Origin of the sequence: Pyxidicoccus caerfyrddinensis, from assembly GCF_010894405.1 — a bacterium.
GTDB classification, from domain to species: domain Bacteria; phylum Myxococcota; class Myxococcia; order Myxococcales; family Myxococcaceae; genus Myxococcus; species Myxococcus caerfyrddinensis.
Genome location: NZ_JAAIYA010000005.1, coordinates 472,105 through 491,751, shown reverse-complemented (window position 1 = coordinate 491,751; position 19,647 = coordinate 472,105). Strand labels below are relative to the sequence as shown.

Below are 19,647 nucleotides of genomic sequence, written 5' to 3'. Positions count from 1 at the left end.
GCTCCCTGTCGCGTCCTCGAGTGGACGCGAGAGGGAGCGCTCAACCTCCGCGCGACGCGGCGTTGCGTGCGGCGTGGACCAGCGCGGCCAGGTCCCTCACGTCCGCGCCCACGTCCGCTGCGGGAGGCCGCGCACGGTCCGGAGAGAACAGGCGCGCGGGCGTCTGGGATTGACCGCGCAGGAGGATGAACAGGCGCAGCGCGTCTCGCAGCCGCTCCACATCCGGGCCGTCTTCACGTCGAGCCCGCTGCGCGGCGCTCCACAGCCGCACCCACGCGGCCTCTTCGTCCCATGCGCCCTGGGGACGCTCGCGGGAGAGTGCCGCCAGCTCCGCGGCCAGCTCGAACAGGGCCGCGCGTCCTTCGCCGAAGGCCGCGCATGGTTCGAGCCTTGCGTCGCGGGTTGAGCCCAGGGCGGTGCCCTCACGAAGCTCACGGGCAGCGCCATCACGTGGCTCCGAGACGGCTCCCGACATGCCGCCCTCGCGAGCCGCCAGCCACACGAGCAGCTCCGGCACCTCCGCGTCGTGCGGCACCACGGGTGCCAGCCGCGCCTCCAGCAGCACGCGCAGCCGGGCCCGTGCGACGCCCGTCCAGAAGGCCGCGTGCAGCAGCAGCTCCGGCCCGCTGCGCGGCACCTGCAGCGGCACCCGCGACGCGCGCTTCTCCAAGAACTCCTTCACGCGGCCGCTGGTGTCGAAGTGCTCCAGCCGCTCCCACAACGTGGCCAGTGCGGTTTCCGCCAACGGAAGCGCGCGACGCAATTCATCCGCCTCGGCCACGGTGAAGGGTAGTGGCCCCTCCGGCGCGGGGCGTTTGAAGACGCGCTCGAACACCTCCGCGGCGGCGCACGCGGCGCGCAGCTCCGGCAGGTTGCGCGGCAGCAGCTCCACGGCCCGGGCCCAGGTGCGCCGGCCCAGCAGCGGCCCCGCCTCCAGCACCACCTCTTCCAGTTGGAGCAGCGCCGCACCGAGCGTCGCCGGCCGCTCCTCCTCGGGCAGCCGCTTGAGGGCCGCATGCTCCACGGCCTCGCGCAGCCGCTCCACCTCCGCCATCAGCCTCACGGGCGCGGCGTCGCCCGGCCACCCTTCCGCGGCGGCGCGGCGCTTCAGCGCGGCGAGCGCGGCGTCCACCTCCGGCTGGGCCTGGGCCACCTCGCGGAGCAGCTCGAACTGCGCACGCACCCGGTCCTTCCAGAAGAAGGCGTCCAGCATGCCGCGCAGCGCCCGGTAGCGAAGCCGCGTGGCCTCCAGGAGGTCCGCGCGGTCCTCCAACCGAGCCCGCAGGTTGTCCGGGTGGGTGGCCACGCCCGCACTATACGAAGGCGGCCCGCGGCCGGCAGGCCCCCTGCCCCGGGGGCCCCCGCACGAGTGAACGGTGCGCGGCCTGGTTCCGTTGGCTTGGAGGCGCGACGCGAGCGGGCGGCGCCTCCAGGTACGTCCTTCGAGTTCAGGATGCGGCATGTCCACCCCGCGCGCGGTACGGCGCTCCGGGGTGGACCTGTGTGGATCCGACTCAGACGCGCATGGGCATGACGACGGCGGTGAAGCTGCGGTCGCCGGGGGCGTGGAGGACGCCCGGGCTGTGCTCGTCGCCCAGCTCGAAGGAGACCTCGTCCGTCTCGGTGACGGTGAGCACGTCCATGAGGTAGCGCGCGTTGAAGCCGATGGTGATGTCGTTGCCGCGGTAGGCCAGCTCCAGCACGTCCTTGGCCTCGCCCAGGTCCGGGTTGCTCGCGGTGATGACGAGCTTGTTGTCCTCCAGGCCGATGCGCACCGCGTTGCTCTTGTCCGCCGACAGCAGGGCGATGCGCTTGAGCCCTTCGAGGAAGCGCGTCTTCGGCACGAGGACGACCTTCTCGCCCTGCTTGGGGATGACGCGCTGGTACTCGGGGAACTGGCCGTCGATGAGGCGCATCACCATGGTGAGGCCGGGCTTCTTGAACAGGGCGGAGTTCTCCGCGAAGCCCAGGTGGCACTCGGCGTCGGGGGCCTCGTCGAGCAGGCGCTTGAGCTCCATCAGGCCCTTGCGGGGGATGATGACGCCGCTCTTGAGCTTGAAGTCGCCCGGCACCTCGCGCTCGATGAGCGACAGGCGGTGACCGTCGGTGGCCACCATGCGGACCTTGCCGTCCTCCTGGGGCTCGAAGAAGACGCCGTTGAGGATGTAGCGTGTCTCGTCGCTGGAGATGGCGAACTGGGTCTTCTTGATCATCTCCAGCAGGGTGTTGCCGCCCACCTGGACCAGGGGCGCGTTCTCCTCCTTGGGCAGCTTGGGGTACTCCTCGGCGGCCATGCCGACGATCTTGAAGTGGGCCGAGCCACTGGAGATGTCGACGTAGTTGTTGGCCAGCTTCTTGAGGGTGACCTGGGCGTCCGGGAGGTTCTGGACGATGTCGAAGACGTACTTGGCGCTGAGGGTGACGGCGCCCTGCTTGATGACCTCGGCGGGGTGCTCGGAGACGATGCCGATGTCCAGGTCGAACGCGGTGACGGTGATGCCGCCCTTGTTCGCGGTGACGAGCACGTTGGCGAGGATGGGCATCGTCGTCTTGCGCTCGACGATTCCCTGCGCGCGGTAGAGGGCCTTCTTCAGCTCGTCAGCGGCGATGCGGAATTCCATCGGAAGGTGTCCTTACGGGTCACGCCCCGGAGGGGCGATCAACGAGGCCGGATGTAGCCCCTGCCAGGGGGGACGTCAATGAACGCCGAAGCCCTCTAGCCGGCCAATGTCCGGGCCCGGTCGAGCAGCGCCGTCACCCCAAGTTGCCCTGCCCAGGAGTTCAGGTAATCCACATCCATCTGACCTCCGGTCACCCGAAGGACCTGAACGATATCCCGCCATTGCGTGGTGGAGGTCTCTCCACCCTCACGGAACCACAACAGCTTGCGCAGGACGGAGTCCTCCGGGCTCTTGATGAAGAGTCCCTTTCCGTCCGGGGTCAGCACCACCCGGCGGCGACGCTCGAACTCGCTCCGGTCGAACGCACCGGAGCGCAGCAGGAAGAGGTCCACCTTCGTGACGGAGGGGAGATGGAAGATGTTCCAGGAAGCGCCCTGCCGGACGGCGTCCCGGAGCGACTCCTCATCCACGTCGAAGTCGGCGCCCAGGGCCTGAACGAATGTCGGGAGCTGGGGCAGGCGCAGGTCGATGACGAAGTCGATGTCGTTGGTGGCCCGGGGCTCGCCCTGGAGCGAGCTCGCCAGACTGCCTCCAAGGAAATATCCCACCCCGGCCACTTCCAGCGCATCGGCGCACTGGAGGGCCACGGCGATGACATCTGGCTCGCTCATCCGCGCAGTGCCGGGTGGGGACCGAACAGCCGGGTCGCCACTTCACGCCCGTAGAGTCGCTCGGTGAGCCGGACGCGGACCTCCGTCTCGTCGGCCAGGGGAAACGCCTGGCGGATACCCGCGGTGGCCATCTGCCGCACGGCGCGTGTCAGCGCGCCCGCCTTGCGCAGCCGATCCACCGGGGACTGGGCTCGCAGCAGCTGCAGGTAGCGCTCGCGTCGGCGTGGATCCGTGTCCTGGTCCATGTTCCGGAACATAGTCCGCCCCGAGGGCGTCGCCACTCCGCCGCCCCCTGGAAGCAAGCACGGACTGGCCCCAATCTCTCAAGCGGAGGACACTGTCCCGTCCCTTCCCTTCCGGAGCCCCTCATGAACGTCCGCCCGCTGCTGCTCGCCGCCCTGGCCCTTGGCTTCGCCGCCGGCTGCACCACGCCCTCCTCCTCTCCCGGCACCCCGCCGAGCGAGCCCGGCACCCCGTCCGCGGAGGCCGCCCGTCCCGCCGCCGAGGCCGCCCCCAAGGGCAACGAGCCCGGCACCGAGGCCGCTCCCACGCCTCCCCCGCCCGCCGGCAGCGAGGTGAAGCAGGGTGAGAGCACCGTCTACCTCGTGAAGAACAGCGGCATCCGCTGCATCGCCCCGCCCTGCCCCACCTACAACGCCTACCGCGCGGACAAGCCGGAGGCGGAGCCCATCCCCGTCCACGAGCTGGACCTGTCCGCCCTCTCCGGCGGCTCCGACGAGCGCGCGAACGAGCTGGAGCTGCAGACGTTCAAGGAGGGCCTGCGCGTGGAGGCCACCCTGGAGACCCGGCAGAACGCCGGCCCCGCGGGCGCGGCCACCGTCCTGCGCGCCAGCCGCATGATCAAGTGAAGTCGAGCCGGGCCGCCTAGATGTGCAGCCCCACCTGGAGCCCGGGCCAGTGCTGCAGGCGCTGGTCCGACTTCGGCTGGCTCTCACTCGCCGGAAAGCGGGTGATGGAGTCGAAGTCCGGCTGCCCCCAGACGAACCACAGGTTGTAGGTGGGCCCGGCGAACACCGCCAGCCGCGGCAGCACCTGGAAGCCCAGCATCAGCCGCGCCTGCCCCAGCACGTTGCCGCCGTCACCCTCCAGCGGCTTCTGCACCGGCTGCACCGCGCCGCCCGTCACGTCCCCGTCCAGCCAGAGCCGGTGGCCCAGCGTCAGGTGGCCGCCCAGCCCCGCGCCGAAGCTGAAGCGCGCGTCCCGCCCCGGCTCGAAGCCCGACAGCAGCGTGAAGTAGAACGGCCCGCCGCCGAACTTCACGGCCAGGTTGGCGAACTGGATGTCGCTCGCCCACAGCTCCACGTGCACCTTGCCCTTGCGCAGCCCCCGCGAGGACGCGGCCGGCTCACCCGCCGACTGCGCGAGCACGGGCCCACCCGCTTCCGCCACCAGACGGGAAGCCTCCGGAAACTGCCCGGCGACCGCCGCCCCTGCCCACAGCCATGATGCGAGGAGCGCAAAGGAGTTCATCACCTACGCTTTTCCAGCGTGAACGACACCTGCGTCAAGTCCTCGGGCAAAGACAGGGGAGCCGTCCGGGCGTCCGGGCCCTCCGCCAGGGCCTTCGCCGCGGCCAGCACGGGCTCCAGGGAGAACGGCTCCTCCGAGGAAATGAAGAAGAAGCGCTCGAAGTCCGGCGCGTCGTCCAGCTCGTACGCACGGGGGAGCATGTGGGTGCCGGACGGAGAGAGCACCGCGGAGTCGCCGCCCGCTTCCGGCGCGTGCAGGGTGACGGCGCCGCGCCCGTCCACGGAGAGGATGACGCCGTGCCCGCGGCCGGCGGCCACGTACGCCAGCTGCACCACGTCACCCGCGGCGACGGGAGCTCCGTCGGTGAGGCGCTCGGGGCCCGCGGCGGCCTGACGGTGGACGAGCAGCTGGGGCGCCAGGCCCTTGATGCGCGTCGTGTCGGCGGAGCCGCCTGACGCCGTCAGGCCCGAGCCGATGTCGCCCAGGGTGTCGGGACGTGCCAGGACGAAGAGGGCCACGGTGGCGAGCGCCGGCACCAGGAGGCCCCACGCCGGTGCCAGGCGCCGCGAAGGGGAGGGAGCCTCCTTGCGGGACGCGCGGGCCGCCACCTCGCGAACGACGCGCGCGGGGGGCAGCCGCTCCAGCGTGGCGCGCGTGTCGGCCTCCAGGGCGGCCAGCCGCGCCGGCCCGTCGGGCTCGGCGGCGAGCCGGGCGCGCGCGGCGGCCAGCTCGTCGGGGGGCAGCTCACCCAGGGCGATTCGCTCCAACATCCAGTCGGGGGTGCGAGGGGGGGAGTTCATGCGGCCTCCAGCTCCAGCTCCTGCAGCACGGCGGACAGCGCGCGCAGGCGCTTGCGCACGCCGGACACGGACAGGCCCACCTCCCGGGCCGTCTCCTCCAGCGTCATTCCATCCACCAGGTGCAGCACGGCGATGTCGCGGCTGGACGCGGGCACCCGGCCGAACAGCCGGTCCAGCACCCCGCGCGCCGCGACGCGTGACTCGTTGTCCTCCGCGGAGGCAATCTGCAGCACCAGCTCGTCCTCGCGGTCCTCCGGCCGCCGCTTCGCCCCGCGCAGCTTGTTGAGGCTCACGGTGGTGGCAATGCGGTGCAGCAGGCTGGACGGCGCCGCGTCCTTCAGCGCGCCCTGGTAGCGCAAGAGCTGGACGAACACGTCGTGCATGGCGTCCACGGCCTTCTCCTCGTCACGCAGGAGGAAGCGGCAGCGCCGGAGCACCTGGGGGCCGTAGCGGCGGTAGTAGGCCTCCACATCGATTGACACCGGCGTCGCGCCTCCCTCGTTCGCGGAAGGGAACACCGGCCCCGCGAAGAACTGTTACCGCGCCTTTGCGTCCGTACCCCTTTTTCCCCGGCCGGGCCACCCGCCGGCGCCCCATTCCGGCTCCGTCGCCTGCCTGGTGCGCGGCCCGGCGACGCCCGGGACACCTTCCCGCCCGGGGCGACAGGCCCCGGCCCCGCGTGTGCGCCTTCACGCCACAGGCTCCGCTGGCGCCAGTAACCGACATCACGAAGGCTCACGAGGAAGAAAGCGGAAGTAGCGTGGGTAATCCTTCGCAGCGATGGTGACCGACCTCCCCCGCCAGACCGCCCGGCCCGCGCCCGTGATTCTCGTGGTGGATGACCACGAGGCGAGCCGCTACCTGCTCTGCGTCACCCTGAGGCGCGCGGGCTTCGCCACGGTGGAGGCGGAGACGGGCGAGGACGCGCTCCGGCTCTCCCTCGAGCAGCCGGACGCCATCCTGCTCGACGTGAAGCTGCCGGACATGCTCGGCTTCGAGGTGTGCCAGCGGCTGAAGCGGGACGCGACCACGGCCTCCATCCCCGTCGTCCAGCTCTCCTCGTCCTTCACCTCCGCCACCGACAGGGTGGAGGGCCTGCAGGGCGGCGCGGACAGCTACCTCGTCGCCCCGGTGAATCCCGAGGAGCTGCTGGCCACGCTCGACACGCTGCTGCGCGCGCGGGCCTCCGCGCGCAAGCAGTCCAACCTGCTGGATGCAGAGCGGGCCATGCGCGCCGAGCTGGAGCGGGCCAACGCGCTCTTGCGCGAGCAGGCCGTCATCCTCGGCAACGTCCGCGACAGCATCGTGGTGACGGACCTGCACGGCCGCATCACCCACTGGAACCACGGCGCCGAGCACCTCTTCGGCTACACGGCGGGGGAGATGCTGGGGGAGACCACCGCGCGCCTCTACCCGGAGCAGGACCTCGCCGAGGCGGCGCGCGACATCGCCCGCATCCGCGAGGGCCTGGACTACCGGGGCGAGTGGAAGGGACGGCGCAAGGACGGCGCCGTCATCTGGGTGGACATCCACACCACGCTGCTGCGCAGCGAGGGCGGGGAGGCGCTGGGCTTCATCGGCGTGGCCAAGGACGTCACCGAGCGCAAGCGGGTGGAGGACGAGCTGCGCCGGCGCGCGGACTTCGAGCAGCAGCTCATCGGCATCGTCTCGCATGATTTGCGCAACCCGCTCGCGGTGATGCTGCTGTCGGCGTCCATCCTCCTGCGCGGGGAGGACTTCAACGAGCGCACCACGAAGCACCTCACGCGCATCGTCTCCAACGGCGAGCGCGCGAGCCGGATGATTCGCGACCTGCTCGACTTCACCCAGGCGCGGCTGGGCGGAGGCATCTCGCTGGAGCGCACGGCCTCGGACCTGCACCCCGTGGTGCGCGGCGTGGCGGAGGACATGCGCGTGGCCCACCCGGAGCGCGACGTGCGGTTGGAGCTGTCCGGCGATGGCCAGGGCCGCTGGGACACGGACCGCATGGCCCAGGTGATGACGAACCTCCTGTCCAACGCGCTCACCCACGGCGCCGCCGACGCGCCCGTCACCGTGCGGGCCTGGAGCACGGAGGTGGAGTGGTGTCTCTCCGTCCACAACGACGGCGAGCCCATTCCCTCCGAGGTCCAGGCAAGCCTCTTCGAGCCCATGCGCCGGGGGCCGAGGACAGGAGACACGTCCAGCCGCTCGATTGGCCTGGGGCTCTACATCGTCCGGCACCTGGTGGACGCGCACGGCGGCACGGTGGACCTGGACTCCGCCCCAGGCCGCGGCACCACCTTCACCGTGCGGCTGCCACGCTGAGCCACGTGCCAGTCAGGACGTAGCCCCGACGGCCGCACCCAGGCGCCAGCACCCCCTGACTGGCAAGAGGCCCTGTCTCTCCCGAGCGGGCCGCCCTGGCATCCAGCCGCCGGACCAGGCCCGTCCGGCGGTACGGACGGCATCGCTGTCGCGCACACCCGGGGCGACTCGCCGCGAGTGACGACGCGCTGGATGCCCGAACCGGAATGGCATGCCCCTACAGGGCATGGGCCCTGCAAGCCCCCCGCATCCGGCAAGCAGCCAGGCGACCCCCCGCCCGAGAAAAGATCAACTCGCCATGTACGCCTTGAAAACGCATCAGGAGCAGCTATTGATATGGCATCAACTGTTGATTCAGGAAGACCACTCACCACCACCGCGGCTCGCAAGCGCATCTCGGCCATCCTGCGGGGTGGCCGGGTGGGCTACTCGCGTCATGCGCGAGAAGAGATGGAGAAGGACGACCTGACGGAGCTCGACGTGACGAACGTGCTGCGGGGAGGCCACCTCACCGAGCCGGCGGAGATGGGGCAGGTGGACTGGACCTACCGGGTGCACACCCAGCTGCAGTGTGTCGTCGTGGCGTTTCGGAGCGACACGGAGCTGGTGGTGGTCACCGCATGGAGGAAGCAGCGATGAAGTGCATGAAGTGTGGTGGGAGCATGACGTCCCGTCAGGAGACGCGAAGGGCCTACGCGGGCCTGGAGGGCGTCATCGTGGAGGGCGTCCAGGTCCGCCACTGCCCGGCATGCGGGGAGGAGGAAATCAGCTACTCGAACGTCGAGCAGCTCCACATGACGCTCGCGTTGCAGCTCGCGCAGAAGGAGGCAGGGCTCACACCACGGGAGATCCGCTTCCTGCGCACGTACCTTGGGCTGTCGGGCTCTGACCTGGCCCGACACATGGGTGTGACGAAGGAGACCGTGTCCCGCTGGGAGCGGATCGACAAGCCCCTCGCCATGGGCCCCATGGCGGAACGGCTGCTGCGGCTGATGGCCGTGCGCGAACAGCCCGTGAAGGAGTACCCGCTGGAGCGGCTCGAGCACGTCGCGACCACCGAGGCCACCCCGCTGCGCGTGCGCCTCAAACCGAAGAAGCAGGGCTGGACGGTGGAGCTGTCCGCGTAGCACGACTCCAACCAGGCTAACCGCCGGACTCCGCGCCCTTGACGTCACGCGGCAGCCGCACCGTGAAGACGGTGCCCTGCTCGGAGTCCGAGTGCACGTCCACGTGCCCACCGTGTGCACGCACCACCTGGTCCACGATGTAGAGGCCCAGCCCCACGCTGCGGCGGGTGCCGTCCGTGGGGACGCCGCGCTGCATGGGCCGGAAGAGGCGCGGCATCACGTCAGCGGGGATGGTGGCCCCCAGGTTGCGCACTTCAATCACCACCCGCTCCGCCTCGCCGCGCGTCGTCACCGTCACGGGCGTGTCCGCGGGGCTGTAGTCGAGCGCATTGGAGAGCAGGTTGCTCACCACCTGCGCGATGCGGTCCGCGTCCCACGTGCCCCGGCCTTCGCCCTGCTGCGCCACGTGCACGGTGCGCTCCGGGCGGGACACCTGCACCTCGTCCACCACCTGGCGGACCAGGACATGCAGGTCCATGGGCGCGGGCCTCACCGGAAGCCCGCCCGTCAGGCGCGCCTGGGTGAAGTCCAGCAGGTCGCGAATCATCCGCACCGCGCGCTCGGCCGAGGTCTGGATGCGCAGCGTGGTGCGCAGCTGCCTGTCGCTCAGCTCCTCTCCGCGCAGCACCGCCTGCGCACCAAGAAGGATGGCGCTCAGGGGATTGCGCAGGTCATGGCTGACGATGCCGATGAGCTGTTGTTCGAACTCTGCGTTCCGGCGCGCCTGCTGCTCGACCTCCTTGCGCGCGGAGATGTCCATGGCCGTGCCGAGGAAGCGCTCGGGGCGGCCGTCGGCGCCGAAGTACGCGCGCCCGCGTCCCTCCACCCAGCGCAGCGCACCATCGAGCGTGGCGACGCGGTACTCGGCGGCGAACACACCCGCGCGCTCGCCCCGCAGCGCGGACTCCACCGCCTCACGCACCTGCTCACGGTCCTCGGGGAGGAGGACGGCGAAGATGTCCTCGAGCGCCGGGTCGCCCACCCCTGGCATCGCGAAGAGCTCGCTCGTGAGGGCGTCCAGCCGCAGCCTCCGGGTGGACAGGTCGAGCTCCCAGGTGCCGACGCCCGCCGCCTGCTCCACCATGCGGCTGCGCTCATCGCTCCGCCGCAAGGCGTCCGCGACGGCCTCCACCCGGCGCCGGGCGTGGACCTGCTCCGTCACCTCGAAAGCGAAGACGTCGATACCCTCCACCGCTCCCCCGGCCCCACGCCGCGCCTGGTAGATGAAGGTCAGGAACACCTCCTCGAGGCGGCCCGTCTCCTGGCGGTCCAGCAGGATGCGCACCTCCTGCCCGACGAAGGGCCTGCCCGTGCGGTACACGTCATCCAGCAACTGGATGAAGCCCTGCTCCACGACCTCCGGCAGGGCCTCGGCGACGGGGCGGCCCACCAGGGGGCGCTTGCCGGCGACCAGCTCCAGGTAGAGCGGGTTGGCCAGCTCGAAGACGTGCTCGGGGCCCCGCAGCGTGCAGATGACCGCGGGCGCCGCCTCGAGCAGGTTGTGCAGGCGCGTGCGCTCGGCCTCGACCCGCGCGTGTGCCCGCTCCACCTCCACCAGCAGTCGCTCGCGCTCGGCGCCCGCGCGGGCCCGCGCCAGCACCACGCCCAGCTGGTTGGCGAGCAATGCGAAGAAGTCCTGCAGCTCGGGGCCGAACGACAGGCGCGGGCTGCAACCCACCAGGAGCGCGCCGCGCACGCCCTCGCCCGTCGGCTCCGGCAAAGGCAGCACGCAGGCGGTCCGGATGGGCTCGGGCCAAGGGCCCGCCACGAGGCCCGGCACGCGCGCCTGCACGTCCGCCACCCACACGGGTCTGCCGGTGCGCACGGCCTCCCAGAGCGGCCACACGGAGTGGGGGTCCATGGGCCCCATGCGCTCGGGCGCGGCGGGCGAGCAGGGCTCGAGCCCGGTGAGCCCCACCCGACGCAGGAAGGGGCTGTCAGCCCCGCCCAGGTACAGCGCGGAAAAGGGGACGTCGGCCGCGTTCCGGGCGAGCACCGCCGCTGCGGCCGCGCCCACGGCCTCCTCGTCCCCCGCGTCCAGCGCGCTCACGGCCAGGTCCTTGAAGGTCCGCAGCCGGCGCTCGCCGAGCACCTTCTGCGTCGTCTCGGTGCAGACGACCAGCACGCCCCCCACGCCCCCGTCGTCGTCGAGCACCGGGCTGTAGCTGAACGTCCAGAAGACCTCCTGGAAGCCCCCATCGCGCAGGATGGGGATGCGCTGGTCCTCGAACCAGACGGACTCGCCTCCCTGGACGCGATGGATGAGCGGGCCGATGACGTCCCAGATGTCCGTCCAGAACGCACGCCCGCGCGCGCCCAGGCCCTGGGGATGGCGGTCGACGCCGAGGCTCGGCCGGTACGCGTCGTTGTAGAACTGGACCTTCTCCGGCCCCCACCACAGGAACATCGGCTGGCGGCAGGTGAGCAGCGTGGAGAGCGTGATGCGCAGCGAGTGGGGCCACGTCTCCATGGGGCCCACGGGGGTCTTCGACCAGTCCAGGTCGCGGGTGAGCGACGCAAGCTCACCCGCGCCCGGCAGCCATGTCGTGGCAGGACTCGGCACGCGCAACGGACACTCTCCAGCCGGGGCGAGCCGGATGTCCAGCCTGTCGAAGGACACCTCGCGCGGCGGGTACTCCTGAAGGTCCCTATCGCCGGGATGATCGGCAAAACCTACAGGGCAGGCAGGCGACCGGGCCTCTACCGGAAGGGCCGCACAGTGTCGGGTGGGCGATGAAAACGCCCCCGGTTCGCTGTAACTGGGAAACGGGTCACCATTAACTTCTGTTCATCACTAGCTTCCTGACCTTTGCCCGCGACCTTCCTGCCCGTGCTCCCCCAGACTGAACCCTCCCTCACCACCCTGCGCGAGCAGTACGTCGCCGCGCAGCTCGCCGGAAACCGGCGGGAAGCCCTGCGCCTGCTGGTGGACGAGGGGCTCCTACGCGGCGTCCCCCTCCAGGTGCTGCACCTGGAGGTCATCCAGCTGGCCCAGTACGAGATTGGCCGCCTGTGGCAGGAGAACATCATCTCCGTGGCGCAGGAGCACCTGGCCACCTCCATCTCCCAGCTCGCCCTGGCCCACCTCTACCGCCACCTGCCCAGGGACCCGGAGAACGGCAAGGTCGTCATGGTGTCGTGCGTGGAGGGCGAGCTGCACGAGATGGGCCCGCGCATGGCCAGCGACTTCCTGGAGATGGCCGGCTTCGACGTGCGCTTCCTCGGCGCCAGCGTCCCGCCCGAGCACCTGGCGCGCATGCTGCGCGAGGTGCGGCCCGACCTGCTCGCCCTCTCCGTGACGATGACGTACCACCTGCCCCAGCTGCGCGAGGCCGTGAAGCACGCGCGCGAGGCCGTCCCCGGCGTCCCCATCGCCGTGGGAGGACTCGCCTTCCGCTGGGCCCCGGTCCTCGAAGAGGACCTGGGCGTCAGCTTCTTCGGCCGGGACGCGAGAGAGCTGGTGGCCACCGCCTGCAGGACCCTGGGAGTCTGAACCCCGATGGAGCAGCCGCTGAGCAGACTCGTGGAAGAGAAGGCGAGCCGTCTGGCCACCGCCTCCGTGGCCCCGCTGTACCAGGACCCCTTCTGGGAGGCGCGCTATGGCGCGGAGCGCTCGCGCCGCTTCGGTGACGAGGACGCCGCCTTCCACGTGCGCTACCTCGTCCAGGCCCTGGACGAGCAGCGCCCCTCCGTCATGGAGGGCTACGCGCGCTGGCTGCGCACCCTCCTCGTGTCGCGGGGCATGTGCTCTCGCCACCTCGACAGTCACTTCGCCGGACTGGCCCACGCGCTGGAAGCCGAAGGCTGGGGCCCCGGCACCCTGCCCCATGACTACGTGAAGGCCGCGCGCGAGGCGCTGCGCTACACCGAGGGGCCTGCCCAGAAGCTGGAGCAGGATGCTCCCGAGCTGGCCCACGCCGCCGCCGGCCGGCTGACGCTCTACATCCTCCCCGAGGACCGGCCGCGTCTTGAAGAAGAGTTGCAACTGCATCTGTCCTACCTCGAGGACGCGCTGGCGTCGGGCCGCCACGAGCTGATGGGCGACCACGTGCGCTGGTACGTCGGCTTCTGGCCGCGGCGCGGCTTTGGATTGCTGGCATTTCCCAGCGTGCTCGGCATGTTGAAGTCCGTGCTGGGAGCCCGGCACCCGGAGGCCCGGAACCTGCTCGCCACGGCGGGCGTGTCCTGGGAGGAGACCCGTTCATGAGGCACCCCACATCTCCCGACGGCCGTCTCTTCGACGACCTCAGCCGGGAGGTCGCCCTCGTCTGCGACACGCAGGGCACCCTCACCTGGGTGGACGCACGCGCGCACTCCCTCCTCGCGGCGAAGCCGGGCCAGAGCCTGCGCAGCCTCGCCGCGAGGGGCGCCGAGGAGAAGGTGGACAAGCTCCTGTCGCAGGCCCGCGACGAACGGGTGGAAGGCTGGGAGCTCATCCTCTGCCGCGAGGACACGCCCACCACCTTCGCCTTCCGCGCCCGCCCCGACGGCGAAGGCGGTGTGCTGATGGTGGGCAGCCTGGTGCCGCAGGACTACGGCAACGCCCTGGACGAGGTGAACAGCGCCCTCAGCGAGGTGTCCACCCTCCACCGCGAGACGGAGCGCCAGCAGCGCGAGCTGAAGCGCCGCGCGGACGAGCTGGCCCGCCTCAACCGCGAGCTGGAGGAGTCCAACCGCGGCGTGCGCAGCCTCCACGTCGCCCTGGACGAGAAGGCGGAGAGCCTGCAGCTCGTCGCCGAAATCAAGAGCCGGGTGGTGGCCAACGTCAGCCACGAGTTCCGCACCCCGCTGCACTCCATCCTCGGCCTCTCGAAAGTCCTGCTCAACCCCATCAACGGCTCACTCAGCGGCGAGCAGGAGAAGCAGGTCCAGTTCATCCGCAACTCCGCGGAGGCCCTCTTCGAGCTGGTGAATGATTTGCTGGACCTCTCCAAGATGGAGGCCGGCAAGACGGCGCTGCGCCACAGCCGCTTCGTGGTGAGTGATTTGCTCAGCGCGCTGCGCGGCATGATGAAGCCGCTCTTGCCGCCGGGCTCGCCGGTGGAGCTGCACCTGGTGGAGCCGGAGGTGGCGCTGGAGCTGGAGACGGACGAGTCCCGCTTGAGTCAGGTGCTGCGCAACCTGGTCTCCAACGCGCTGAAGTTCACCGAGGCCGGCCACGTGACTCTCTCGGTGGCGCCGGGCCCGCGCGACACCGTCATCTTCAGCGTGCAGGACTCGGGCATCGGCATCGCCCCGGAGAACCACGAGCGCATCTTCGAGGAGTTCTCCCAGGTGGACAGCCCGCTGCAGCGCAAGGTGAAGGGCACCGGCCTGGGCCTGCCGCTGGCGCGCAAGCTGACGGAAGTGCTGGGCGGCAGCCTCGCCGTGAAGAGCGCCCTGGGCCAGGGCGCCACCTTCACCGTCACCATCCCCCGCGTCCACACCGAGGTGGCGGAGATGACGGGCCTGGCCCAGCGCAGCGAGCAGCTGGACCCCAGCCGCGCCCCGGTGCTGGTGCTGGAGGACGACCGGCAGACGCTCTTCCTCTACGAGAAGTACCTCGCGCGCTCCGGCTTCCAGGTGCTGCCGGTGCGCAGCACGGACGAAGCCCGGCGCGTCATGGAGCGGGTGCGCCCCGCCGCCATGGTGCTGGACGTCATGCTGGAGGGGGAGACGAGCTGGAACTTCCTCGCGGACATGAAGAACAACGAGGCCACGCGGGACATCCCCGTCCTCGTCGTCACGGTGACGGACCGCGAGCAGAAGGCCCGAGCTCTGGGCGCCGACGAGTTCTGGCTCAAGCCGGTGGACGAAGTCCGGCTGCAGAAGAAGCTGCAGACGATGGCCCGCAGCGGGCCGGTGGAGCGGCTGCTCCTCATCGACGACGACGACGTCCACCGCTACCTGCTCAAGCAGCTGCTCAAGGATTTGCCCTACGTGCTGCTGGAGGCGTCCGGCGGCAAGGAGGGCGTGCGGCTGGCGCGCGAGCAGGCCCCGCACCTCATCTTCCTGGACTTCGTCCTCCCGGACATCACCGCCTTCGACGTGCTGGACGAGCTGAAGGCGGACCCCCGCACGCGCGAGATTCCCGTCATCCTCCACACCTCGCACGAGCTGCAGGAGAACGAGCGCACGCGCCTGGCCAAGGAGACGACCGCCATCCTCTCCAAGCACACGCTGAGCCGCGAGGTGGCCATCAACCGCATCCGCGACGCCCTGACCAAGGCGGGCCTCGGCTCTCACGCCCTGCAGGAGGGTAGCCGCCGTGGTTGACCCCAAGCTGGCCACCGTCCTCAACGTCAACGACGATGACGCCAACCGCTACCTCGTCAACCGCATCCTGGAGATGTCGGGCTTCAAAGTGCTGGAGGCCGCCACCGGCATGGCGGCGCTCCTCATGGCGGAGCAGCACCGCCCGGACGTCATCGTCCTGGACGTGAAGCTGCCGGACATCAGCGGCTATGAAGTCTGCGCGCGGCTGCGCGCCAACCCCGGCACCGCCGCCATGGCCGTGCTGCACACCTCCGCCACCTTCGTCAGCTCCGACAAGAAGGTGCGCGCCCTGGATGGCGGCGCGGACGCGTACCTCACCCAGCCCTTCGAGGCCTCGGAGCTCATCGCCACGGTGAAGTCGCTCTTGCGCCTGCGCCACGCGGAGCAGGTCGCGCGCCTGCGCGCCGAGGAGCTGGCGGAGATGGACCGCCGCAAGGACGAGTTCCTCGCCATGCTCGCGCACGAATTGCGCAACCCGCTGGCCGCCATCATGACGGCCATTGGCATCCTGGAGCGCAAGCCCGCGGACGACCCCAAGGAGTCGCGCATGCGCGGCATCATCCAGCGCCAGACGCACCACCTGGCGCGGCTGGTGGACGACCTGCTCGACGTGAGCCGGATTACGCGCGACAAGGTGGAGCTGCGCCCCACCCGGGTGGACCTGGTCGCCATCCTCCAGCAGGTGCTCCAGGTGGCGCGTCCCATGGCCGAGTCGCGCGGGCTGGGACTGGACGTGTCGCCGCCCCCGGGCCCGCTGTGGGTGCAGGCGGACGCCACCCGGCTGGAGCAGGTCTTCACCAACCTGCTGGACAACGCCTCCAAGTACACGGACGGCGGCCACATCAGCGTGCGCGTGGAGCGGGAGGGCGTGGACGGCTCGGCGAAGGCGGTGGTGCGGGTGAAGGACACCGGCATCGGCATCCCCGCGGACGTGCTGCCCTACATCTTCGACCTGTTCGCCCAGGCGGACACGTCCCTGGAGCGCTCGCGCGGGGGACTGGGCATCGGCCTGACGCTGGTGCGCAAGCTGGTGCGGATGCACGGCGGCGAGGTGCACGCCTTCAGCGACGGCCCGGGACGGGGCAGCGAGTTCGTGGTGAAGCTGCCACTGCTGCACGAGGTGACCGTGCCCGCCGACAGCGGCAACGGCGCGTACACGCGGCGCGGCGGGCGGCGCATCCTCCTGGTGGAGGACAACTCGGACGCGCGCCAGGCCATGAGGGACTTGCTCGAGCTGTGGGGTCACCAGGTGGCGGTGGCGCCGGACGGCCTGCAAGGGCTGGCGCTGGCGCTGACGCAGTCACCGGAGCTGGCGCTGGTGGACATCGGCCTGCCGGGGATGGACGGGTACCGGGTGGCGGAGGAGCTGCGCTCGCGGGTGGGGCAGACCATCCGCCTGGTGGCGATTACGGGCTACGGCGGTCCGGAGGGTCATGACCGCGCGCTACGCGCGGGGTTCGACCGGCACCTCGTCAAGCCGGTGAAGCCAGACGAGCTGGATCGGCTCATCTCGACGTTGTGAGGGGGGACGGCGGGGAGCTTTGCTTCAGCGCCGCCCCAGCGCGTTGGCGACGAGGCCCAGCAGCTTCACCTTCGAGGGCTCCAGCTGACGCACGGTGCGCAGCAGGCGCCGCACCTCGGGCCGCTCTTGTGGAGAGGGAGGCGGCTCGCTGGCGCGCGAGGCGTTGGAGGCGCCGTGCGAGGCGGACAGGCCCAGCAGCTCGTCCGCGGAGACGTGCAGCTCGTGACACAGCTTCAGCAGCGTCTGCACGCTGGGGAGCATGCCGCCGCGCTCCAGGCGCCCGTAGACCTCGGTGGCCACATCGATGCGCTCGGCCACGTCGGCCTGCGTGAGTTCCAGGCGGGTCCGGGCGGCGCGCGCCGCTGCTCCGATGGTGGTTGCGAGTTTCTTGTCCATGCCTTACCAACCCGAAACGTTCGGCCGCTGGCATAGGACGTATGGAGGCAGACAGACAGAACTTGCCGGGTCAGCCTCAAGTTGTTCACCCGTAGGGTTGCTGCCCACGAGGTGGACTCTCGGGGTTCGGATGGGCGCTTTCGGAGCGGCCTTCCCTCGACGCCACGCCCCTCGGGGGAACGGTTCAGGGGCCCCCCCCGCACGCTGGGAGGCCCCGGAACACGGGTGACCTATAACGTTGGACGGCGACTTTCCTACGGCTCCGGCAAGTCCTGCGACCGGTTCCTCCCCCCAGGGTTGGACGCGCGCGAGCACTCCGGAGGCCCTGAAGCGGGCGGCCAGGCGAGGCCAGCCAGGGAGGCAGGCCCCCGAGCCTGCGCGGTGCGGGCCCGCAGGGGCTACGCTCGTGGGTCGATGTCGCTTGGAAGGCAAAGCCTGCTGGTGAAGCTCTGCGTGGCGATGGGCGTGGTGGCGCTGCCACTGCTGCTCGCCATCCTCGGCTACGTGCTGCCGCAGCTGCGGGCGCAGCTCCACGAGGACCGGGTGCGGGGCCTGCGGCAGGCGGTGGAGACGGCCTACGGCATCCTGCAATCCTACGAGGCGAGGGAGCGCGCCGGGACGCTGACGCGGCAGGAGGCGCAGGCCCAGGCGGCGGCGCTGCTGCAGGGGCTTCGCTACTCGGAGGTGGAGTACTTCTGGGTCAACGACCTGGACACCCGGCTCATCATGCACCCGCACCTGCCGGCGATGCTGGGCAAGGACCTCACCGGCTATCGGGACGTGCGGGGCCGGCCGGTGTTCGTGGACATCGTGAAGCTGGCGCGGACGCGGGGTGAGGGCTCGGTGGCGTACGAGGCCACGCGGCCGGGCTCGCCGGACGCCATTCCCAAGGAGAGCTACGTGAAGCTCTTCCAGCCGTGGGGGTGGGTGCTGGGCACGGGCGTGTACGTGGAGGACATCGACCGGGAGGTGGCCGAGGTGCGCCGGCGCATCCTGGTGGCGGTGGGCGGCGCGCTGGTGCTGGCGCTGCTGGCGGGGGTGTACGTGTCGCGGCGGGTGGTGAAGCCGGTGCGGGCGCTGGCGGACGCGGCGCACCGGGTGTCCCGGGGAGAGCTGGACGTGCGGTTGGAGGTGCCCTCGGCGGACGAGGTGGGCCGGCTGACGGAGGCCTTCAACGGCATGGTGGCGGAGTTGCGCGAGGTGGTGGGGGCGCTGGTGGAGGCGGCGGGGGCCACGGCGACGGACGCGGAGCGCATCCGGGTGTCGGCGGACGCGCTGTCGCTCACCACGCGGGAGCAGTCGGAGTCACTGCAGCGCGCGGCGGAGGCGGTGCAGGGGATGAGCGCGCGGGTGTCGCAGGGCGCGGAGGCGGCGCGCACGGCGGCGGAGACGGCGGCGGACAACGGCGAGGTGGCGCGCGAGGGCGGCACGGCGGTGGGCCACGCGTCGAAGAAGATGGCGGAAATCGTGGAGGTGGTGGAGCGCTCGGCGCAGACGGTGGCGCGGCTGCAGGCATCCGGGCGGGTGACGGGGGACATGCTGCGGCTCATCCAGCAGGTGGCGGACGAGACGCAGATGCTGGCGGTGAACACGGCGATTGAAGCGGCGCGCGCGGGCCAGCACGGCAAGGGCTTCTCGGTGGTGGCGGGCGAGGTGCGCAAGCTGGCGACCCGCACGCGCGACGCCGCGGGGCAGGTGCAGTCACTCTTGAGCCAGAGCGAGACGGACACGGCGGCGGCGGCGGAGTTGATGCGGCAGGGCACGGCGAAGGTGCGCGAGGGCCTGGGCCTGTCCTCCGCGGCGGGAGATGCGCTCTCGCGGCTGGTGGCCGGGGTGCGGGAGATTGAGGCGCACGTGGAGCGGATGGCGGAGGAGAACGCGCGTCAGTCCGCCTCCGGGGAGAGCATCGCCGGGCGCATCCAGCAGCTCTCCGTGCGCTCCACGGAGTCGGTGGCGGGAGTGCAGCAGATTGCCCGCTCCGTGGAGGACCTGCACTCGCGGGCCTCGCGGCTGAAGGAGCTGGCCGCGCGTTTCACGGCGCGGGTGGTTGGGGTCAAACCTCCTCGAACCTGACGCCCGTGGCGCCCAGGCGCGACAGGGCGGTCCGGACCTCATCGGACACGATGAGCGAGATGGTCCACCCCTGGGGACGCAACAGCCGCGTGGCGCCGACCCGGTCAGCGTCGATGCGCATGCCGTAGACGGCACGGTACTGCCCCGTCTTCTCCGGCCGCCCATCTTCCGGCGTCCAGTACCGCACCTCCCTCGACGCTTGGTCATCGATGCACTTCACGACCTGGACGGCGTTCATCTTCCGGACGCAGGGCATGAGTGTTGAGCGGCGTGAATCACCCGCTCACCCGTGGAGTCGAGATGCCTGGAGTACGGGAGCGCGTCAGAGGATTACGCCGGGCAGAGTGAAGACCCCTCACGGCCCTCTTGTATTGCTCGTCCGAC

The 19,647-nt window shown here is 70.9% G+C and carries 19 protein-coding genes; 9 read left to right on the top strand and 10 right to left on the bottom strand.

The window, feature by feature from the left end; genetic code table 11:
* Positions 1-40: 40 nt before the first annotated feature.
* The 4 genes from G4D86_RS14820 to G4D86_RS14805 all read right to left on the bottom strand — a co-directional run bounded on the left by G4D86_RS14820 (position 41) and on the right by G4D86_RS14805 (position 3,537).
* Positions 41-1,306 carry a hypothetical protein gene (locus G4D86_RS14820; protein WP_163993953.1) on the bottom strand — a complete coding sequence of 422 codons (1,266 nt, stop codon included), beginning with the start codon at positions 1,304-1,306 and terminating at the stop codon, positions 41-43.
* A 208-nt stretch (positions 1,307-1,514) separates the two neighbouring features.
* The gene (dnaN, locus tag G4D86_RS14815) at positions 1,515-2,621 is read right to left on the bottom strand and encodes a DNA polymerase III subunit beta (RefSeq protein ID WP_163993951.1); all 1,107 of its coding nucleotides are present in this window, start codon (positions 2,619-2,621) and stop codon (positions 1,515-1,517) included.
* Positions 2,622-2,716: 95 nt separating this feature from the next.
* The gene (locus tag G4D86_RS14810) at positions 2,717-3,292 is read right to left on the bottom strand and encodes a hypothetical protein (protein WP_205519571.1); all 576 of its coding nucleotides are present in this window, start codon (positions 3,290-3,292) and stop codon (positions 2,717-2,719) included.
* Positions 3,289-3,537, bottom strand: coding sequence for a hypothetical protein (locus tag G4D86_RS14805; protein ID WP_163993950.1), 249 nt, complete (start codon positions 3,535-3,537; stop codon positions 3,289-3,291). The genes G4D86_RS14810 and G4D86_RS14805 overlap by 4 nt, the downstream gene beginning before the upstream one ends.
* A 123-nt stretch (positions 3,538-3,660) precedes the next feature.
* On the opposite strand from G4D86_RS14805, the gene G4D86_RS14800 reads away from it, so the two are divergent.
* Positions 3,661-4,161: a DUF6748 domain-containing protein gene (locus G4D86_RS14800; RefSeq protein WP_163993948.1), complete on the top strand. Its 501-nt coding sequence runs from the start codon at positions 3,661-3,663 to the stop codon at positions 4,159-4,161.
* 16 nt (positions 4,162-4,177) lie between these two features.
* On the opposite strand, the gene G4D86_RS14795 is transcribed toward G4D86_RS14800, so the two are convergent.
* The 3 genes from G4D86_RS14795 to G4D86_RS14785 are packed head-to-tail and all read right to left on the bottom strand — an operon-like array spanning position 4,178 to position 6,065.
* Positions 4,178-4,783, bottom strand: a complete 606-nt coding sequence (locus G4D86_RS14795) for a peptidase (protein WP_163993946.1) — start codon at positions 4,781-4,783, stop codon at positions 4,178-4,180.
* Positions 4,783-5,583 (bottom strand): ActD-like protein, encoded by an 801-nt coding sequence (locus G4D86_RS14790; protein ID WP_163993944.1) that lies wholly within the window; start codon positions 5,581-5,583, stop codon positions 4,783-4,785. Before G4D86_RS14790 ends, G4D86_RS14795 begins: the two co-directional genes overlap by 1 nt.
* Entirely contained in the window at positions 5,580-6,065 is a 486-nt protein-coding gene (locus tag G4D86_RS14785) for an RNA polymerase sigma factor (RefSeq protein WP_163993942.1), read from the bottom strand. Before G4D86_RS14785 ends, G4D86_RS14790 begins: the two co-directional genes overlap by 4 nt.
* A gap of 298 nt (positions 6,066-6,363) precedes the next feature.
* Here G4D86_RS14785 and G4D86_RS14780 point away from each other — a divergent pair, with 298 nt between their 5' ends.
* From G4D86_RS14780 to G4D86_RS14770, 3 genes are all read left to right on the top strand, one after another.
* Positions 6,364-7,890, top strand: a complete 1,527-nt coding sequence (locus tag G4D86_RS14780; protein WP_163993940.1) for a sensor histidine kinase — start codon at positions 6,364-6,366, stop codon at positions 7,888-7,890.
* A 336-nt stretch (positions 7,891-8,226) separates the two neighbouring features.
* Positions 8,227-8,529 (top strand): DUF4258 domain-containing protein, encoded by a 303-nt coding sequence (locus G4D86_RS14775; RefSeq protein ID WP_163993938.1) that lies wholly within the window; start codon positions 8,227-8,229, stop codon positions 8,527-8,529.
* Entirely contained in the window at positions 8,511-9,017 is a 507-nt protein-coding gene (locus G4D86_RS14770; protein WP_338050603.1) for a type II TA system antitoxin MqsA family protein, read from the top strand. The genes G4D86_RS14775 and G4D86_RS14770 overlap by 19 nt, the downstream gene beginning before the upstream one ends.
* Before the next feature lie 16 nt (positions 9,018-9,033).
* Here G4D86_RS14770 and G4D86_RS14765 read toward each other — a convergent pair whose 3' ends face one another.
* Positions 9,034-11,580: a sensor histidine kinase gene (locus G4D86_RS14765; protein WP_163993934.1), complete on the bottom strand. Its 2,547-nt coding sequence runs from the start codon at positions 11,578-11,580 to the stop codon at positions 9,034-9,036.
* 267 nt (positions 11,581-11,847) lie between these two features.
* On the opposite strand from G4D86_RS14765, the gene G4D86_RS14760 reads away from it, so the two are divergent.
* The 4 genes from G4D86_RS14760 to G4D86_RS14745 are packed head-to-tail and all read left to right on the top strand — an operon-like array spanning position 11,848 to position 16,794.
* Positions 11,848-12,510, top strand: a complete 663-nt coding sequence (locus tag G4D86_RS14760) for a cobalamin B12-binding domain-containing protein (RefSeq protein WP_163993932.1) — start codon at positions 11,848-11,850, stop codon at positions 12,508-12,510.
* Between the two features lie 6 nt (positions 12,511-12,516).
* Entirely contained in the window at positions 12,517-13,224 is a 708-nt protein-coding gene (locus G4D86_RS14755; RefSeq protein WP_163993930.1) for a hypothetical protein, read from the top strand.
* Positions 13,221-15,272, top strand: a complete 2,052-nt coding sequence (locus G4D86_RS14750) for a response regulator (RefSeq protein ID WP_163993928.1) — start codon at positions 13,221-13,223, stop codon at positions 15,270-15,272. The genes G4D86_RS14755 and G4D86_RS14750 overlap by 4 nt, the downstream gene beginning before the upstream one ends.
* Positions 15,265-16,794 carry a response regulator gene (locus tag G4D86_RS14745; RefSeq protein WP_163993926.1) on the top strand — a complete coding sequence of 510 codons (1,530 nt, stop codon included), beginning with the start codon at positions 15,265-15,267 and terminating at the stop codon, positions 16,792-16,794. Before G4D86_RS14750 ends, G4D86_RS14745 begins: the two co-directional genes overlap by 8 nt.
* 24 nt (positions 16,795-16,818) lie before the next feature.
* Here G4D86_RS14745 and G4D86_RS14740 read toward each other — a convergent pair whose 3' ends face one another.
* Positions 16,819-17,190: a helix-turn-helix transcriptional regulator gene (locus G4D86_RS14740; RefSeq protein ID WP_163993923.1), complete on the bottom strand. Its 372-nt coding sequence runs from the start codon at positions 17,188-17,190 to the stop codon at positions 16,819-16,821.
* Positions 17,191-17,604: 414 nt separating this feature from the next.
* On the opposite strand from G4D86_RS14740, the gene G4D86_RS53800 reads away from it, so the two are divergent.
* A complete protein-coding gene (locus tag G4D86_RS53800) occupies positions 17,605-19,263 on the top strand; it encodes a methyl-accepting chemotaxis protein (RefSeq protein WP_163993921.1) in 1,659 nt (552 codons plus the stop codon).
* Here G4D86_RS53800 and G4D86_RS14730 read toward each other — a convergent pair.
* Positions 19,244-19,501: an imm11 family protein gene (locus tag G4D86_RS14730; RefSeq protein ID WP_163993919.1), complete on the bottom strand. Its 258-nt coding sequence runs from the start codon at positions 19,499-19,501 to the stop codon at positions 19,244-19,246. The genes G4D86_RS53800 and G4D86_RS14730 overlap by 20 nt on opposite strands.
* Positions 19,502-19,647 lie beyond the last annotated feature (146 nt).

What these genes read in the sequence shown, in the direction of transcription:
- G4D86_RS14770 (WP_338050603.1), top strand. Translation starts at nt 8,511, where the DNA reads ATGGAGGAAGCAGCGATGAAGTGCATGAAGTGTGGTGGGAGCATGACG.
- G4D86_RS14810 (WP_205519571.1), bottom strand. Translation starts at nt 3,292, where the DNA reads ATGAGCGAGCCAGATGTCATCGCCGTGGCCCTCCAGTGCGCCGATGCG.
- dnaN (WP_163993951.1), bottom strand. Translation starts at nt 2,621, where the DNA reads ATGGAATTCCGCATCGCCGCTGACGAGCTGAAGAAGGCCCTCTACCGC.
- G4D86_RS14795 (WP_163993946.1), bottom strand. Translation starts at nt 4,783, where the DNA reads ATGAACTCCTTTGCGCTCCTCGCATCATGGCTGTGGGCAGGGGCGGCG.
- G4D86_RS14750 (WP_163993928.1), top strand. Translation starts at nt 13,221, where the DNA reads ATGAGGCACCCCACATCTCCCGACGGCCGTCTCTTCGACGACCTCAGC.
- G4D86_RS14730 (WP_163993919.1), bottom strand. Translation starts at nt 19,501, where the DNA reads ATGAACGCCGTCCAGGTCGTGAAGTGCATCGATGACCAAGCGTCGAGG.
- G4D86_RS14780 (WP_163993940.1), top strand. Translation starts at nt 6,364, where the DNA reads ATGGTGACCGACCTCCCCCGCCAGACCGCCCGGCCCGCGCCCGTGATT.
- G4D86_RS53800 (WP_163993921.1), top strand. Translation starts at nt 17,605, where the DNA reads ATGTCGCTTGGAAGGCAAAGCCTGCTGGTGAAGCTCTGCGTGGCGATG.
- G4D86_RS14805 (WP_163993950.1), bottom strand. Translation starts at nt 3,537, where the DNA reads ATGGACCAGGACACGGATCCACGCCGACGCGAGCGCTACCTGCAGCTG.
- G4D86_RS14800 (WP_163993948.1), top strand. Translation starts at nt 3,661, where the DNA reads ATGAACGTCCGCCCGCTGCTGCTCGCCGCCCTGGCCCTTGGCTTCGCC.
- G4D86_RS14775 (WP_163993938.1), top strand. Translation starts at nt 8,227, where the DNA reads ATGGCATCAACTGTTGATTCAGGAAGACCACTCACCACCACCGCGGCT.
- G4D86_RS14755 (WP_163993930.1), top strand. Translation starts at nt 12,517, where the DNA reads ATGGAGCAGCCGCTGAGCAGACTCGTGGAAGAGAAGGCGAGCCGTCTG.
- G4D86_RS14790 (WP_163993944.1), bottom strand. Translation starts at nt 5,583, where the DNA reads ATGAACTCCCCCCCTCGCACCCCCGACTGGATGTTGGAGCGAATCGCC.
- G4D86_RS14740 (WP_163993923.1), bottom strand. Translation starts at nt 17,190, where the DNA reads ATGGACAAGAAACTCGCAACCACCATCGGAGCAGCGGCGCGCGCCGCC.